This is a genomic window from Pseudomonas sp. ERMR1:02, assembly GCF_002277815.1.
Taxonomy (GTDB): Bacteria; Pseudomonadota; Gammaproteobacteria; order Pseudomonadales; family Pseudomonadaceae; genus Aquipseudomonas.
This window is the reverse complement of record NZ_NKJI01000002.1, coordinates 115298-129972: the sequence shown is the minus strand read 5'-3', so window position 1 is coordinate 129972 and position 14675 is coordinate 115298. Positions and strand designations below refer to the sequence as shown.

Here is a 14675-nt window from a genome sequence, read left to right as displayed (position 1 = left end):
TAGTCTATCAGCCGGAAATGCACGCAGTCGCGGCATCGCGGACATCCCGGGGGCGCAGTGGCACGTTGGAAATGCGCTCATGAAGTTTGATCCGCTGCCGCCTGAGCGCTCTTCGATATCGAATACCGCGGCCGGCCCCGATGAAAACTTCTGCGGCACGATCACCCGCACGCCGTTTTTCTGTGGCTCGATTTGCAACGCGCCGCGGCTGCTGGCGAGTTTTTCGCTCAGGCATTGCGCGTACTCTTGGGGTTTCTTGCCTGAAATCACGTTCATGGTGGGCAGCGTCTCGCTGATCTCCGAGACACTTGCGCAACCACTTGTCGCCAACGCCAATGGCAGGACCCACATACCCCATTTCATACCAAACCTCCCGTTAAAGACCCTCCGACAGCACCAAGGTGATTTTTCTCCGGTACTCACTGCATTTAACCCTCACCCAGCGCCAAATAACCGCTTTTAATTGCCAAAACAGATCTCGACACCCAGATAATAACGCTTGCGGGCTGATAAACTGCGCCCATCGCCCATAGCTATCGTTTTGATTTTGTAGAAAAAGCCCTTCTGGAGGCGCCCATGAAATTTATTCACCAGCGCGAGCATCTCAACGAAGACGACATCGTCGTCATTCAATGCTCGCAGATGTGCAACATCCGTTTGATGAACGACGCCAACTTCCGCAGCTTCAAAAATGGCGGCCGCCACACCTACCACGGCGGCGCGTTCGACACCTTCCCGGCCCGCATCACGGCGCCGAGCACCGGTTTCTGGAACATCACCATCGACACGGTCAACCGCCGGGCGATCAGCGTGACCCGCAAACCGACCCTGACCCACTCGATCAAGATCATCCGCCGCTCCAGCACAAAATTGAGCTGAGTGACGCTACCCGCTCTTAAACACAGAGACAGACAGGCAGGTATGACCGTGGCCCAGACAACCAAATACGTCATCAAGTACAAACTCAATGGCGAACGCCGCTTCGAATTCGCCCAGCTGGAAAACGGCACCGAAGCAGAAGCCAAGGCTGCGCTGGACGCCCTGCACGGCCAGAGCGAAGACGTCATCAGCGAAATCAGTGTCAGCAAGGCGCTGTAAGGCGATCCAGACGTTGAAATTCGATCGCAAGCGCCGGAGTGTTCGCATCTTCGGCGCGTCATAGACTGGCCACTTCCCCTTTGGGTCAAGGAGTCAGAGCAATGGTCACCTCTTACGCTCGTTTCATCCTTTGCGCATCGATGCGGCTGAACCGCGAGGCCCGTCGATGAGCGAGCGATACCTGGACAATCTTGATTGGACAACGCTGGAGCAGCAACTCGATCAGGATGGCTGCGCGGCCATCCCGTCGCTGTTGAGCCATAAAGCCTGTGACGAAGTCAGCGCCCTGTACGCGCAATCCGAACCCTTTCGCTCGCAAGTGATCATGGCCCGTCACGGTTTTGGCCGTGGCGAGTACAAATACTTCAGCTACCCCCTACCGACTCTGGTAGCTCGACTGCGCAACGCGTTCTACCCGCGACTGGTGCCGATTGCCAATCGCTGGCATGAGCAGATGGGCTTGCCGAGCCGTTTTCCTGAAAGCCACGAAGCTTTCCTTGCACGTTGTCATGCCGCCGGCCAGCAACGCCCGACCCCCTTGTTGCTGCAATATGGGCCGCAGGACTACAACTGCTTGCATCAGGACGTGTACGGCGAGCACGTTTTCCCGCTGCAAGTGGCGATTCTGCTGTCAGAACCCGGTGAAGATTTCACCGGTGGCGAGTTCGTACTGACAGAGCAGCGCCCGCGAATGCAGTCACGCCCGCAGGTCATCGGTCTGAAAAAAGGTGACGGTTTGATCTTTGCGGTCAACCAGCGCCCCGTCATAGGTGCGCGCGGTTACTACCGGGTGACTTTGCGCCATGGCGTCAGTCGCTTGCACAGCGGAAAACGGCATACCCTTGGCATTATCTTTCACGATGCGTCATGAGCCCCATGAACCCGAGCAACTTTGACTTGTTTGCCGATGCGGAGCCCGATCAGCAGCCCCGGCGTGAGCAGATCGGTGAGCAATCCTTTGTCTTGAGAGGCTTTGCCCTGCCCTGGCTGGACAATTTGCTGCCCGCGCTGGATGCAGTGCTGACGGCTGCGCCGTTTCGCCAGATGGTCACGCCTGGCGGTTTCACCATGTCGGTCGCCCTGAGCAGCTGCGGCACGTGGGGCTGGACCACCGACCGCAGTGGTTATCGCTACACCCGAAACGATCCGCAGACCGGCCTGCCCTGGCCACAAATGCCCGATGTGTTTTTCCAGTTGGCACAAGCGGCAGCGCGGGAAGCAGGATTTACGGAGTTTGTACCGGATTCCTGCCTGATCAACCGCTATGTCCCGGGAGCGAAAATGTCATTGCACCAGGACAAAGACGAAAAGTCCTACGCAGCGCCTATCGTTTCGGTGTCGCTGGGGTTGCCGGCCATGTTCCTGTTCGGCGGCTTCACCCGCAGCGACAAAAGCCAGCGGGTGCCATTGCTGCATGGTGACATCGTGGTCTGGGGCGGCGTGGATCGCTTGCGTTATCACGGCGTCCTGCCCATCAAGGACGGGCAACACCCGCATTTGGGTCAGCAGCGCATCAACTTCACCTTTCGGACCGCAGGATGAAGCTCTCGAGTTTGACCGCAAGCGCCGGAGTGTGGGAGTACTGGCGGGTGGTTAATCTGCGGGAAACGGGTCAACGGATGTAAAGCCATGACGAGCCAATCGACAAAAATCAGCACCGAAAACGATCCACGCTGGGCCGCTGTTATCGCCCGCGACCCACAGGCGGACGGACAGTTTGTCTACGCGGTGAAAACCACCGGGATCTACTGCAATCCCAGCAGTCTGGCACGCTTGCCGAAACCGCAGAATGTTGAGTTCTTTGATACCGCCGAGCTTGCTCAAGCGGCGGGTTATCGGCCGAGCAAACGCGCGGCCAAGGATCAAAGCGACATTGCCGCTCAACATGCCGCCACCGTCGCCGCCGCGTGCCGCCAGATCGAAACCGCCGAGGAACTTCCTGCATTGAATGAACTGGCCCGAATCGCAGGGCTGAGCAGTTTTCACTTCCATCGGGTATTCAAGGCAGTCACCGGATTGACGCCCAAAGGTTACGCCACGGCCCATCGCTCACGTCGGGTGCGGGAGCGGCTGGCGGATGGGGGCTCGGTCACTGACGCCTTGTACGATGCCGGCTTCAACTCCAACGGTCGATTCTATGAGGCGGCGGATAAAGTGCTTGGTATGAAACCCGCTGATTACCGCGCCGCAGGCCAGAACAACGACATTCGTTTTGCCGTCGGCCAATGTTCCCTCGGGGCGATTCTGGTGGCGCAAAGCGAGCGCGGGGTGTGCGCGATCCTGTTGGGTGATGATCCGCAGCAACTGGTCTGCGACCTGCAGGACAGGTTCCGCCGCGCCAACCTGATCGGTGCCGATCAAGCGTTCGAACAGTTGATCGCCAGGGTCGTGGGCTTTATCGAAGCCCCGGCTCTAGGCCTGGACTTGCCCCTGGATGTGCGCGGAACGGCGTTTCAGGAGCGGGTCTGGCAAGCCTTGCAGGAAATTCCCGTCGGCAGTACCGCCAGCTACGCCGATATCGCCCAGCGAATCGGCGCACCGAAAGCCGTTCGCGCAGTGGCACAAGCCTGCGGCGCGAACAGCCTGGCAGTCGCGATCCCCTGCCACCGCGTGGTGCGCAGCGATGGCAACCTGTCGGGGTATCGCTGGGGTGTGGAGCGTAAACGGCAGTTGCTCGACCGAGAAAGCACCACCTCCCCCTCTGAACGATGCAATCCCCTGTAGGAGCGAGCGGTGCGGCGATCCGACTTGCCCGCGAAGCTTTTGGCGGCTTCATTGGCCTCTTCGCGGGCAAGCCTCGCTCCTACAAGGGCCCAGTGCTCACTCAGCGATTCACGTTGACCACAACCCGCCCGCGCAATTGCCCGGCAAGCAAGCGCGGTGCCGCATCAATAGCCTCGCTCAATCCGATTTCATGACTGATCAGTGGCAGCAGGTTGAAATCCAGATCCTGCGCCAGGCGACCCCACGCCTCTACGCGTTTGGCTTTGGGTTGCGTCACGCTGTTGATGCCGGCCAGGGTCACGCCGCGCAAAATGAACGGTGCGACCGATGCAGGGAATTCCATTCCCTGAGCCAGACCGCAGGCGGCGATAGTGCCGTTGGCCTTGGTGCTGGCACACGCGTTGGCCAGGGTGTGGCTACCGACCGAATCGATGACCGCCGCCCAGCGCTCCTTGGCCAGGGGCTTGCCTGGCTCTGACAGCGTGGAGCGATCGATAATTTCGCTGGCGCCCAGCTGTTTGAGGTAGTCGTGCTCCGACGTACGACCGGTGGATGCAACCACTCGGTAGCCCAGTTTGCTTAACAGTGCGATAGCGAAACTGCCTACACCGCCGTTGGCGCCAGTGACCAGGACTTCGCCTTGCTCGGGCGTCACGCCGTTATGCTCCAGCGCGAGGATGCACAGCATCGCGGTGTAACCTGCGGTGCCGATGGCCATTGCTTGCGCAGCGGTAAACGCCTTGGGCAGAGGGATCAGCCAATCGCCATTCAAGCGCGCTTTCTGCGCCAGACCGCCCCAATGCCCTTCGCCTACACCCCAGCCATTGAGCAGGACCTTGTCACCGACCTTGTAGTCCGGATGCCCACTGACTTCGACGGTCCCCGCCAGATCGATACCCGGCACCATGGGAAATTTTCGCACCACCGGACTGCTGCCGGTGATCGCCAGGCCATCCTTGAAATTCAACGTGCTGTATGCCACACGCACCGTCACATCGCCCTCGGGCAGTTGATCGTCATTGATCTCTTGCAGTGTGGCCCGGTACCCGCTGTCGTCTTTATCGATCAAAATGCCTTGGAACATGACTGCCTCCTGGTGGGTTCACCTGTTGTGGTGTGATTTAAATACCACATCGCAAAAAATTGCCGTACTCGACTTTAATCCAATTCACACAACGGCGGGACGATCCATTGCAGACCAGGTGAAACTTGACTGGCCTTGCGTCGGCCATTGCTGCTACAAATCCGCATCTACCGTCCCTGCCCGGTTTCAACGTCGGAGAACACCCAAATGAGCCAATGGCCAGACACCCGCATTCTTGACCTGCTCGGGATCGAACTGCCGATCATCCAGGGCCCAATGGCCGGAGCCACCAATTCTTCCATGGTCATCGCGGCGAGCAACGCCGGTGGCCTGGGTTCCATGCCGGCAGCGATGCTGAGCATCGAGCAATTGCGCGAAGAGCTGAAGACCATTCGTCAACACACTAAGCGCCCGATCAACGTCAACTTTTTCTGCCATCAACCACCGCCAGTCGACGAGCAACGCGCACGCGACTGGAAGGATCTACTGGAACCCTATTACCGGGAGTTGGGTGTCGACTTCGATGCGCCGACGCCAGTGTCCAATCGCGCTCCATTCGATGCCGCAGGTTGCGCAGTGATCGAGGAGTTTCGCCCTGAAGTCGTGAGCTTCCACTTTGGCCTGCCGGAAAAATCCCTACTGGATCGGGTCAAGGCCACCGGAGCAAAAGTGCTGTCCTCGGCCACCACGGTTGAAGAAGCCATCTGGCTTGAACAGCATGGCTGCGACGCGATCATCGCCATGGGTTACGAAGCGGGCGGACACCGTGGAATGTTTCTCAGCGATGACTTGAGCAGCCAGGTCGGTACATTTGCATTGGTGCCTCAGGTCGTCGATGCGGTGAAAGTACCGGTGATTGCCGCTGGCGGCATTGCCGATGCGCGGGGGGTTGCGGCAGCGTTCATGTTGGGTGCTTCGGCGGTGCAAGTGGGGACCGCGTATCTGTTCACGCCGGAAGCCAAGGTCAGTGCTTCGCATCACAAGGCGTTGCGTACAGCCAGGGAAAGCGAGACTGCCATCACCAACGTTTTCACTGGACGCCCGGCGCGGGGGATTCTCAATCGGGTGATGCGAGAGCTAGGGCCGATAAGCGCCAAGGCGCCGGCCTTCCCGCTGGCCGGTGGTGCGCTGATGCCGTTGCGGGCCAAAGGCGAAGCGGATTTCAGCAACCTCTGGGCCGGCCAGGCGTTCACGTTAGGCGCTGAACTGACGACTGCGCAACTGACCCGGCGACTGGCTGAGGAAGGATTGGCCAAGCTGACTCGCGCCTGACCTGAACCTTGTAGCAGCTGCCGAAGGCTGCGTTCGGCTGCGCAGCAGTCGTGAAACCTGATTACACGGTCTTTCAGGATAATCGAGGCAGCTGAATTTACGACTGCTGCGCAGCCCAACGCAGGCTTCGCCAGCTGCTACAGGGTGATGCGCGTCTTCAATAACGCGCATACCACACATTCCGTTTGCAGGCATTTCGCTATATATTTAAATACATAGCGATTCACCCCCTTGTAACATTTGCCTTTAACGGAGCCGTTTCATGCCCATTCGTGCCTCACGTTTTGCCCCTACAAGCCTTGCGACTCTGATCGCTGTGTTCGCCTTTGGCTCTGCCCAGGCGGACGAAGTCCAGGTGGCGGTCGCTGCCAACTTCACCGCGCCGATTCAGGCGATCGCGGCCGATTTCGAAAAAGACACCGGCCACAAACTGGTGACTTCGTTCGGTGCGACCGGTCAGTTCTACACTCAGATCAAAAATGGCGCGCCATTCGAAGTGTTCCTCTCGGCGGACGACACCACCCCGGAAAAACTGGAAAAAGAAGGCGACACGGTCAAGGGCTCGCGCTTTACCTACGCCATCGGCACTCTGGCGCTGTGGTCGGCCAAAGAGGGCTATGTCGACGCCAAGGGCAAAGTGCTGAGCGATAACCAGTATCAGCATCTGTCCATCGCCAACCCGAAAGCCGCGCCTTATGGTCAGGCGGCGACCCAAGTACTGGCCAGGCAAGGCCTGACCGACAAGGTCAAGGACAAGATCGTTGAAGGCCAGAACATCACCCAGGCCTACCAGTTCGTGTCCACCGGCAATGCCGAATTGGGCTTCGTTGCCTTGTCGCAGATCTACAAAGACGGCAAAGTCACCAGCGGTTCGGCCTGGATCGTTCCGGCAAACCTGCATGACCCGATCAAACAGGATGCGGTCATTCTCAACAAGGGCAAGGACAATCCAGCCGCCAAGGCGCTGGTTGACTACCTCAAGGGCCCGAAAGCCGCCGCTGTCATCAAGTCCTACGGTTACCAACTCTAAATGACGCTAACGAGTGCCGATTTTTCCGCCATTTGGCTGACCCTGAAACTGGCGTCCCTGACGACCGTGATCCTGTTGGTGATCGGCACTCCGCTGGCGTTATGGCTCTCGCGCACCCAATCCTGGGTGCGCGGCCCGGTCGGGGCGATCGTCGCCCTGCCCCTGGTGCTGCCACCCACGGTGATCGGTTTTTATCTGTTGCTGGCACTCGGTCCTAACGGGTTTGTCGGCCACTTCACCCAGTCACTGGGGCTTGGCACCCTCACTTTCAGTTTTGCCGGGTTGGTCATCGGTTCGGTGTTGTACTCGATGCCGTTCGTGGTTCAGCCGCTGCAAAATGCTTTTTCCGCCATTGGCACTCGCCCGCTGGAAGTGGCCGCGACCTTGCGCGCCAATCCCTGGGACACCTTCTTCAGCGTGACTCTGCCCCTGGCCAAATCCGGTTTCATCACTGCGGCCATCCTCGGCTTCGCCCATACCGTCGGTGAGTTCGGTATGGTACTGATGATCGGCGGCAACATTCCCGGCAAGACCCGCGTAGTCTCGGTGCAGATCTACGATCACGTCGAAGCCATGGAATACGCCCAGGCCCATTGGCTGGCCGGGGCGATGCTGGTGTTCTCCTTTGCGGTACTGCTGGCGCTTTACTCCAGCCGAAAAACCAAACCGGGCTGGAGCTGATCAATGATTCAATCGCGTCTGAAGTTGAGTTATTCGGGGTTTGCCCTGGATGTTGATTTACATTTGCCCGGCCGTGGTGTCACTGCGCTTTACGGTCACTCCGGTTCGGGCAAGACCACCTGCCTGCGTTGCATCGCGGGCCTGGAGCGGGCCGATCAGGGCTTTATCCAGGTCAACGACGAAGTCTGGCAGGACAGCGACAGGAAAATTTTCGTGGCGCCGCACAAACGCGCCCTGGGTTACGTTTTTCAGGAAGCCAGTCTGTTTCCACATCTGTCGGTGCTGGCCAACCTGGAATTCGGCCTGAAACGAATCCCGAAACACCAGCGCCGGGTCGACATGGCCCACGCGACCGAGCTGCTAGGAATCGGCCATCTGCTCGATCGCCATCCGCAGAACCTGTCGGGCGGCGAGCGGCAGCGCATCGGCATCGCCCGTGCCCTGCTCACCAGCCCGAAACTGTTGCTGATGGATGAGCCGCTGGCCGCACTGGACTCCCAGCGCAAAAGCGAAATCCTGCCTTACCTGCAACGGTTGCACGATGAACTGGATATCCCGGTGTTGTACGTCAGCCACTCGCAGGATGAAGTGGCGCGGCTGGCCGACCATATCGTCCTGCTCAGCAATGGCAAGGCGCTGGCCAGCGGCCCCATCGGCCAGACCCTCGCGCGCCTCGACTTGCCGCTGGCGCTGGGCGATGACGCCGGTGTGGTGATCGAAGGCCGCGTGAGTCGCTATGACAGCGATTACCAGTTGCTGACCCTGCAACTGCCCGACACGGCCCTGAACATTCGTGTGACGCACAAGCCAATGACGCCGGGCCAGGCATTGCGCTGCAAAGTGCAAGCGCGGGATGTCAGCCTGAGCCTGCACAACGCCGAACACAGCAGCATTCTCAATCGCCTGCCAGTCACCGTGGTCAGTGAAATGGGGGCTGACAACGCCGCTCATGTGCTGGTGCGTCTGGACGCGGCGGGCACGCCTCTTCTGGCGCGCATTACGCGTTTCTCCCGCGACCAGTTGAACGTGCATCCCGGCCAGCAGTTCTGGGCGCAAATCAAAGCCGTGGCCGTGTTGGCATAACTTCGCTGGCACGACCGCGGCGGCGTGGGGTCAATGGCTGTAACGACCCCGGATTTCCTCGCCCAGGACAATCGCCATGCCCGATGCACTGCCGCCCGACCTGCATTACGTCGATGACACGCTGCCTGGAATTGCCCGCAAAAAACTGCGAGGCAAGTTCTGCTACTTCGACCCGCTCGGCCAACGCATCAATGATCCTGCCGAAATTCAACGCATCAACGCACTAGCGGTGCCACCGGCCTACACCGATGTGTGGATCTGCACCGACCCGCGCGGGCATCTGCAAGCCACCGGCCGGGACGCGCGCGGTCGCAAACAATACCGCTATCACCCGCGCTGGCGCGAAGTGCGCGACAGCGACAAATACTCGCGCTTGCGGGATTTCGGCCTGGCTTTGCCGAAATTGCGCAAACAACTGGAAGCGATATTGGCAGCGCCGGGTTTCAGCCGCGAAAAGGTCATGGCCACGGTCATCACCTTGCTCGATGCCACGCTCATCCGTATTGGCAACACCCAGTATGCTCGGGACAATCGTTCTTACGGCCTGACCACCTTGCGCGACCGTCATGTGGAGATTAACGGCAGCGCGATCCAGTTCCAGTTTCGTGGCAAAAGTGGCGTAGAACATCAAATCACCGTGAAGGATCGGCGACTGGCGCGAATCGTCAAACGTTGCCAGGAGATACCCGGGCAAAACCTCTTTCAATACCTCGACGAGAACGGGGAACGACACACGATCACGTCCGCCGACATCAACGCTTACCTGCAAACACTGACCGGCGCTGATTTTACTGCCAAGGATTACCGCACCTGGGCCGGCAGCGCCCTGGCACTGGCTGTGCTGCGCGAATTACAGTGGCAACCGGAATCGGAGGCGAAACGGCAAGTGGTGGAGACGGTGAAAAATGTCGCAAGACAGCTGGGTAATACGCCCGCAGTTTGCCGCAAGTGCTATATCCATCCTGGAGTACTCGAGGGATTTCATCTGGGCGCACTGGCCCAATTGCCCAGACCCAGGATTCGCAAAGGATTACGTGCCGAAGAAGTGGCCCTGGCGATGTTGCTGGAGAAACTGGCGTCTGAGCCGACGAATTGACCTGTCTATTTTTTGCACGATTACAAATGACTTCTATAGTTGATCTGTACACGAATCAGCTGCGGTGAAGCCATGGAAGACATTTTCGTCGTGAAGCGTTGCAACAAGATCGTCATTCATGGCCGACGGGCCGGAGAAGCCGGTCACCCACCCCCTGATGCCGCCTTCTGGTACCGCATAAACGACACCCGAACCAACGGCTTCATCGGTGACGGCTACGAACTTGAAGTAGACGCCAAACGCATATGCCGGCAGCTGAATGCCAGGTCACAAGTGACGGCCCGTCAAGGCTGATGAGCCATGACGTGCTTTTTACGGGTGTATACTGGAAAGAACTCATCACTGTAAGAGCGAGCTCGCTCGCGATGGACTAAAGAGCGCCGCGTACCGTCAGTCGACACGCGTAATCGTTAACGACCATCGCGAGCGAGCTCGCTCCTACATCTGCCCTGACAGGTATCTTCAACGGAAACGGAGGTGTTTCCCATGTCCGAAAAAGAGTCCATCACCACCCTGCTCACCCTGCTTGATTCCCGTCAGGTTCGCCTGGCTGCGGCGTGCAAGGAAATCGCCGATTGGGTCGATCATCAAGGCGGACATCCGACCGCCCTCAGAATCCGCGATCGCCTGAACGACATCGAGAAGGATACGCCACTGATCCGCAACACCTTGTCGGCGCTGAAACCTGTCGATCGGCCGCTGCCAAGGTTCAGATGAGTCGATCCGGACAGCTGATGCAAATAGATGGTCTGAAAGCGCAGGCTTGAGCGGCGACATCCTCGTCACCGTGGGTATGCCTGCCCGAGAATTTCACGTTTCCACTCAACCCAGCCAAGCGCTGGGATTTTTTTTGCCAAGACAGGCAACGAACGTCACCACGCGTGTGAGGTCAAACAATCACACGTCACAAGGAGACGTACGATGGTCACTCACTTCAAAGTCAGCGGGCACTTGGCCTGCGGGCACAAAGGCAACAACCTTACCTCAACCCTTGAACTCAACCGGGTCAAATGCAGAAGTTGCCGAAATACCGACGCCTACCAAGATGCGCGCAAAGTCCAACGCAACGCTGCACGGCGCGCCGTACGCAACGCCAGAGTCACCCATACCGTTACTGACTGGCGCCAGGCCTGGACGGAGCGCCTGTCTGCCCTGCCCGGCACGCAAAGACTGCCCCGTGGTTTTACCGGCCAACCTTTCGTTTAAACGACCGCATCGGCGGCTGAGTCGATGTCGATTCGGTCGCCGGATGTTGCCCACGCAGAAAATCGGACCTGGTTTATACAGTCGTTGTGTTCATGCACGTCCGAATAAGCGGCTTGAAGCCCTGGCTCATCCTCGACCCACCACTGTTCTCGACGGTCGAAACACACCGGTTATCGATGGCGTGCAGCGTGCTCTGGGACGGCCAGTGCGAGACTTTTCCGACTATGTCCGGCGCACGGCTGCGACGGGCGTCTGGGGCGAAGAGACTTCAGCGCCGACGTGCTGCATTGGCGACAATCTACTTCCTCGACTAGGGTCTCCTGCGTATCGAACTGCGGCACCTTTTTTTGGCAGGAGCCTGATCAGGGAGGAAGAGATGTCATCCATTCGTAGTGCCGAACAAACCTATCGCCAGTGGTCCAGCCCGATCCTGCTCGAACTCAAGGAGCGAGAGCATCAGCTGACCCCGTCAGACCGCCAGGCGCTGCAAAATATTTTGCTGGAAAGGAGACTGATAAACAGCGGCAACCCTACGGGCAGTGATCGGCGAAAGGCTCAACCGGGCAATGACGGTTGAATCGGTCAAAGTAGAAACTACTCATGCTAAAAAGCCCGGTCCAATGCCGTAATGCTGTTCACTTTAGGTTGTGGGCTGGCTCGGCATGCCTTAACGCAGGCATCATCGTTTAACGGGGCGCCTGGATCAAAAACAAAGCGAGGCGGCCTGACAGCCGACCTGATTTCAAGCGAATGCGTTGACCTTGTAGGAGCGATGCTTGCTCGCGATGGACATCAACGATAACGCGCCCTGTCTGGATGATCGCGTTGTCTGGCGGTTTTTCGCGAGCAGGCTCGCTCCTACAATAGGATCGCAGTCAGGCCCGCGACCAGGTCGGCTGTCAGGCCGCCTCGCGGTTGCTTTTGTTTTAGAAAAGCCTGCAAGTAAGCCATTTCGTCAGACGCTCGGCACCTTTTCCTTCGCTGTTCTTCCAAAGCAGTACATTTCTTCGCACGGATGAATCAAATGATGAACAGAAAAATGGCCGCTCTCACGGTTGTAGCCCTGTTATCGAGTTCCTTGCTGTATGCATTTGCCGCCGATACGAAACAGCAGGGATCCCCACTTCTACCTGGCGCTATTCCCGGGATCAACCAGGCTCATGGCGCGGACTCCGAGGAGGACAAGGCCAACAAAAAAGGCGAGGAAGCATCCGGTTCAAATTCCGGTGCTGATTCGCAAACCCTGAAAAAAGAAGCGGAGTCCTCGAACTCCAGTGATGAGGGCGATAAACAAGAAAGTAATGACTCCGAAGGCTGAGCATTACTGAGGCCGCGACCTGCTCTTTCACGACCCCTATCGTCTGCTTCCCATTGGGGGCTTTTGCATACCTGCGATCCACTGAGTAACCCTTCCCCCGCATACTGAGCTAGTCTTTCCACTCTCAGACAGAATCGAACGATCACTCCTCTTCCCTTCTCTTTCAAGAGTACGTAACCGTGAAAGGCAGATTGATTGGCGCTACGGTCATCGTGGCATTTGCAGGTGCCTTGGCTTACGGGCTAAACACTTGGGAGGCCAGTAAGAATCGGCGACAGGAAGAGCTGTGCAAGGTTGCTCAGGAACATCTGAAGACCGTGGAAATCCAGGCGCGAGCCATGGCCGCCGGCTTGTCAGTCGAAGGATACGCCGAAGCGGAAAAGGCCGAGGTGGGCAAACTCATCCACGCTCTGGATACCGCTCAAACCAAAGAAGAAGTGGAGGCAGTCATTACGAAGCATTCCGCCACGGTCGAGGCACAGGTTGCCGCAACGGATGCAGAAGTGAAGTCACGAGGCGATCAGCCCTTCCTTGGACAACAGTTCAAGGAGCAGCGGATAACCACTGACGTAAAGCAGGAAATCCAGCGGGCCGAAAAGGCAGTCACCACTGCATGTGAATGACGAGCGCGCCAGAAGTAATTGCAACTCTGAAATGAACAAGACTTTGCATTAGCTTTCGCTTGCAAATCCTTGATTTTGAATGGCATCCGAAGCCTGAAGCGCCTGGCACGTTGAACTCAACCCGGTCAACCGGGCTGTGCTTTCCGATCGATTTCCCCATGCACAGCAATTTGAAGACGTGCGCCAGTGCGGCGCCCATAACCTCAAGACTTTGAAACAGTCATCCGGGCCCTTGCGGACTGCGGCTATGTGGGATTTTAGCGATTACGGCCTGTCGGCCTCGCTCCCACCGGACAAGAAGAGGTGCATGGACACTTGGCAGCAATCATTGATACCCATCTGAACTCTCCTTAATCCGACTCTCCCAAATTGCCACCACCCTGCTGTCGCATCCAGTCACGTATGGAGGCGTTAGCAACGAATCGAAAGTCAGGTTTCGATGTGGCTTTTTTACGACTACCTTTATTCGTCAGAACTCACCTCTGCATCCACAGGCAAGCAGCTAACGCTAAGAGCACTTACCAATACATGCTCCACACTTCGAGGATCAAACATGCATTCATCCTTTCTGCAGCGCCTAGATGAACTCGACGCCCTGCTCGCCTGCTCCAATGCAGCACGCATCGATTTTTTCTGGCGTACTGATCGACTAAAGTCGCGCCGCGGTGTTCGCTTCCAGGTGGTGACCAAGAAGCTCGGCATCTACCAGGTCGTCGAACGATACACAGGCAAGACTTGGGCCTTCCGTTTCAACTACCGAGAAGCGATGGAATTCGCCATCCAACTCGAGGAAAAGTCCGATAGGCGGAAGGGAGGCGCGAGATGTTCGCCGAGCTAATGCCGCATCCGCGAGACGCGGTGATTGCAGACATCACCCGGCAAGTAGATCGCGTCTTCGCTTACGGCAAGAAGGTCGAGCGCATTCACATTTTATGACAAGTGAGCGTGACAAGAACGACCATCCGCTTGGGCGGAACAACAGGCAGGAAAACGCGGTTCTTGCCTACTCAACCAGGCTGCATCACACATCCGCCTTTGGCGCGGGAAAGCTCTACGAGGAATACACCGCATCGCTTGATGCATGCAGTCCACCACCAGCTCAGGAGGGCCTTGTTGCGGCAGGCGTGCAAAACAATCGTGTGGTCGTGACCACCAAACACATCACCCTCCATCGCCCGGGCATGACCGGCATAGGACGCCACATACCCACAGAAAACATAATCGCTGAGCCGCTGAAGGTTGAGCGCTCGACAGTGACGAAGCGGGTTATCACCGGCGCCCCGCGGCTTAATCCGATCACAGTGTTCCTCGAAGACTTCGGGCGCCGACACTGCCCCATCGTATCCGGCAGCAGGTGGCCGCATGAAGCGCATCTACCTCAGCCAGCCAATGATCCTTGGCTGGCTGAGGTAGAGCGTAAGATTTCGTCGCCAAGCCCGCTTTGTCTCGTCCGAGCAACT

At 58.1% G+C, this 14675-nt stretch carries 18 protein-coding genes and 1 pseudogene; 17 read left to right on the top strand and 2 right to left on the bottom strand.

Annotated elements, in window-relative coordinates:
* Window positions 1–7 precede the first annotated feature (7 nt).
* A pseudogene (locus CES87_RS04220) lies at window positions 8–363 on the bottom strand (hypothetical protein).
* Between the two features lie 213 nt (window positions 364–576).
* Here CES87_RS04220 and CES87_RS04215 point away from each other — a divergent pair.
* The 5 genes from CES87_RS04215 (at window position 577) to ada (ending at window position 3822) form a co-directional block, all read left to right on the top strand.
* Complete coding sequence (locus CES87_RS04215) at window positions 577–879, top strand: DUF1883 domain-containing protein (protein WP_007912251.1); 303 nt, start codon at window positions 577–579, stop codon at window positions 877–879.
* A gap of 48 nt (window positions 880–927) precedes the next feature.
* Window positions 928–1098: a hypothetical protein gene (locus CES87_RS32310; protein ID WP_172668643.1), complete on the top strand. Its 171-nt coding sequence runs from the start codon at window positions 928–930 to the stop codon at window positions 1096–1098.
* A 166-nt stretch (window positions 1099–1264) separates the two neighbouring features.
* Complete coding sequence (locus tag CES87_RS04210) at window positions 1265–1969, top strand: 2OG-Fe(II) oxygenase (protein ID WP_128605080.1); 705 nt, start codon at window positions 1265–1267, stop codon at window positions 1967–1969.
* A 5-nt stretch (window positions 1970–1974) separates the two neighbouring features.
* Window positions 1975–2640 (top strand): DNA oxidative demethylase AlkB, encoded by a 666-nt coding sequence (gene alkB / locus CES87_RS04205; protein WP_128605366.1) that lies wholly within the window; start codon window positions 1975–1977, stop codon window positions 2638–2640.
* Between the two features lie 87 nt (window positions 2641–2727).
* Window positions 2728–3822 carry a bifunctional DNA-binding transcriptional regulator/O6-methylguanine-DNA methyltransferase Ada gene (gene ada, locus CES87_RS04200; protein WP_128605079.1) on the top strand — a complete coding sequence of 365 codons (1095 nt, stop codon included), beginning with the start codon at window positions 2728–2730 and terminating at the stop codon, window positions 3820–3822.
* Window positions 3823–3922: 100 nt separating this feature from the next.
* Here ada and CES87_RS04195 read toward each other — a convergent pair whose 3' ends face one another.
* Window positions 3923–4906 (bottom strand): MDR family oxidoreductase, encoded by a 984-nt coding sequence (locus tag CES87_RS04195; RefSeq protein WP_128605078.1) that lies wholly within the window; start codon window positions 4904–4906, stop codon window positions 3923–3925.
* 207 nt (window positions 4907–5113) lie between these two features.
* Here CES87_RS04195 and CES87_RS04190 point away from each other — a divergent pair, with 207 nt between their 5' ends.
* The 12 genes from CES87_RS04190 to CES87_RS04125 all read left to right on the top strand — a co-directional run bounded on the left by CES87_RS04190 (window position 5114) and on the right by CES87_RS04125 (window position 14053).
* Window positions 5114–6178: a nitronate monooxygenase family protein gene (locus CES87_RS04190; RefSeq protein WP_128605077.1), complete on the top strand. Its 1065-nt coding sequence runs from the start codon at window positions 5114–5116 to the stop codon at window positions 6176–6178.
* Window positions 6179–6440: 262 nt separating this feature from the next.
* Window positions 6441–7208, top strand: coding sequence for a molybdate ABC transporter substrate-binding protein (gene modA / locus CES87_RS04185; protein ID WP_128605076.1), 768 nt, complete (start codon window positions 6441–6443; stop codon window positions 7206–7208).
* Window positions 7209–7889, top strand: a complete 681-nt coding sequence (modB, locus tag CES87_RS04180) for a molybdate ABC transporter permease subunit (protein ID WP_128605075.1) — start codon at window positions 7209–7211, stop codon at window positions 7887–7889. It abuts the gene before it with no gap.
* 3 nt (window positions 7890–7892) lie between these two features.
* Complete coding sequence (gene modC / locus CES87_RS04175) at window positions 7893–8972, top strand: molybdenum ABC transporter ATP-binding protein (RefSeq protein ID WP_128605074.1); 1080 nt, start codon at window positions 7893–7895, stop codon at window positions 8970–8972.
* A gap of 76 nt (window positions 8973–9048) precedes the next feature.
* A complete protein-coding gene (locus CES87_RS04170) occupies window positions 9049–10068 on the top strand; it encodes a DNA topoisomerase IB (RefSeq protein ID WP_128605073.1) in 1020 nt (339 codons plus the stop codon).
* Window positions 10069–10140: 72 nt separating this feature from the next.
* A complete protein-coding gene (locus CES87_RS04165; protein ID WP_128605072.1) occupies window positions 10141–10362 on the top strand; it encodes a hypothetical protein in 222 nt (73 codons plus the stop codon).
* Between the two features lie 192 nt (window positions 10363–10554).
* Entirely contained in the window at window positions 10555–10785 is a 231-nt protein-coding gene (locus tag CES87_RS04160) for a hypothetical protein (protein ID WP_034147138.1), read from the top strand.
* 204 nt (window positions 10786–10989) lie between these two features.
* A complete protein-coding gene (locus tag CES87_RS04155; protein WP_128605071.1) occupies window positions 10990–11274 on the top strand; it encodes a hypothetical protein in 285 nt (94 codons plus the stop codon).
* 376 nt (window positions 11275–11650) lie between these two features.
* A complete protein-coding gene (locus CES87_RS04150) occupies window positions 11651–11851 on the top strand; it encodes a hypothetical protein (protein WP_128605364.1) in 201 nt (66 codons plus the stop codon).
* Between the two features lie 447 nt (window positions 11852–12298).
* Window positions 12299–12592, top strand: coding sequence for a hypothetical protein (locus CES87_RS04140; protein ID WP_256590822.1), 294 nt, complete (start codon window positions 12299–12301; stop codon window positions 12590–12592).
* A 179-nt stretch (window positions 12593–12771) separates the two neighbouring features.
* Window positions 12772–13215 (top strand): hypothetical protein, encoded by a 444-nt coding sequence (locus tag CES87_RS32305; protein ID WP_178081371.1) that lies wholly within the window; start codon window positions 12772–12774, stop codon window positions 13213–13215.
* Window positions 13216–13768: 553 nt separating this feature from the next.
* Window positions 13769–14053, top strand: a complete 285-nt coding sequence (locus CES87_RS04125; RefSeq protein WP_128605069.1) for a hypothetical protein — start codon at window positions 13769–13771, stop codon at window positions 14051–14053.
* The last annotated feature ends 622 nt before the right edge of the window (window positions 14054–14675 follow it).

Excerpts from the sequence above, each read along its gene's own strand:
- CES87_RS04210 (WP_128605080.1), top strand. The coding sequence starts at position 1,265 with ATGAGCGAGCGATACCTGGACAATCTTGATTGGACAACGCTGGAGCAG.
- ada (WP_128605079.1), top strand. The coding sequence starts at position 2,728 with ATGACGAGCCAATCGACAAAAATCAGCACCGAAAACGATCCACGCTGG.
- alkB (WP_128605366.1), top strand. The coding sequence starts at position 1,975 with ATGAACCCGAGCAACTTTGACTTGTTTGCCGATGCGGAGCCCGATCAG.
- CES87_RS04190 (WP_128605077.1), top strand. The coding sequence starts at position 5,114 with ATGAGCCAATGGCCAGACACCCGCATTCTTGACCTGCTCGGGATCGAA.
- CES87_RS04170 (WP_128605073.1), top strand. The coding sequence starts at position 9,049 with ATGCCCGATGCACTGCCGCCCGACCTGCATTACGTCGATGACACGCTG.
- CES87_RS04215 (WP_007912251.1), top strand. The coding sequence starts at position 577 with ATGAAATTTATTCACCAGCGCGAGCATCTCAACGAAGACGACATCGTC.
- CES87_RS04150 (WP_128605364.1), top strand. The coding sequence starts at position 11,651 with ATGTCATCCATTCGTAGTGCCGAACAAACCTATCGCCAGTGGTCCAGC.
- CES87_RS04195 (WP_128605078.1), bottom strand. The coding sequence starts at position 4,906 with ATGTTCCAAGGCATTTTGATCGATAAAGACGACAGCGGGTACCGGGCC.
- modB (WP_128605075.1), top strand. The coding sequence starts at position 7,209 with ATGACGCTAACGAGTGCCGATTTTTCCGCCATTTGGCTGACCCTGAAA.
- modC (WP_128605074.1), top strand. The coding sequence starts at position 7,893 with ATGATTCAATCGCGTCTGAAGTTGAGTTATTCGGGGTTTGCCCTGGAT.
- modA (WP_128605076.1), top strand. The coding sequence starts at position 6,441 with ATGCCCATTCGTGCCTCACGTTTTGCCCCTACAAGCCTTGCGACTCTG.
- CES87_RS04160 (WP_034147138.1), top strand. The coding sequence starts at position 10,555 with ATGTCCGAAAAAGAGTCCATCACCACCCTGCTCACCCTGCTTGATTCC.
- CES87_RS04140 (WP_256590822.1), top strand. The coding sequence starts at position 12,299 with ATGATGAACAGAAAAATGGCCGCTCTCACGGTTGTAGCCCTGTTATCG.
- CES87_RS04165 (WP_128605072.1), top strand. The coding sequence starts at position 10,141 with ATGGAAGACATTTTCGTCGTGAAGCGTTGCAACAAGATCGTCATTCAT.
- CES87_RS04125 (WP_128605069.1), top strand. The coding sequence starts at position 13,769 with ATGCATTCATCCTTTCTGCAGCGCCTAGATGAACTCGACGCCCTGCTC.
- CES87_RS04155 (WP_128605071.1), top strand. The coding sequence starts at position 10,990 with ATGGTCACTCACTTCAAAGTCAGCGGGCACTTGGCCTGCGGGCACAAA.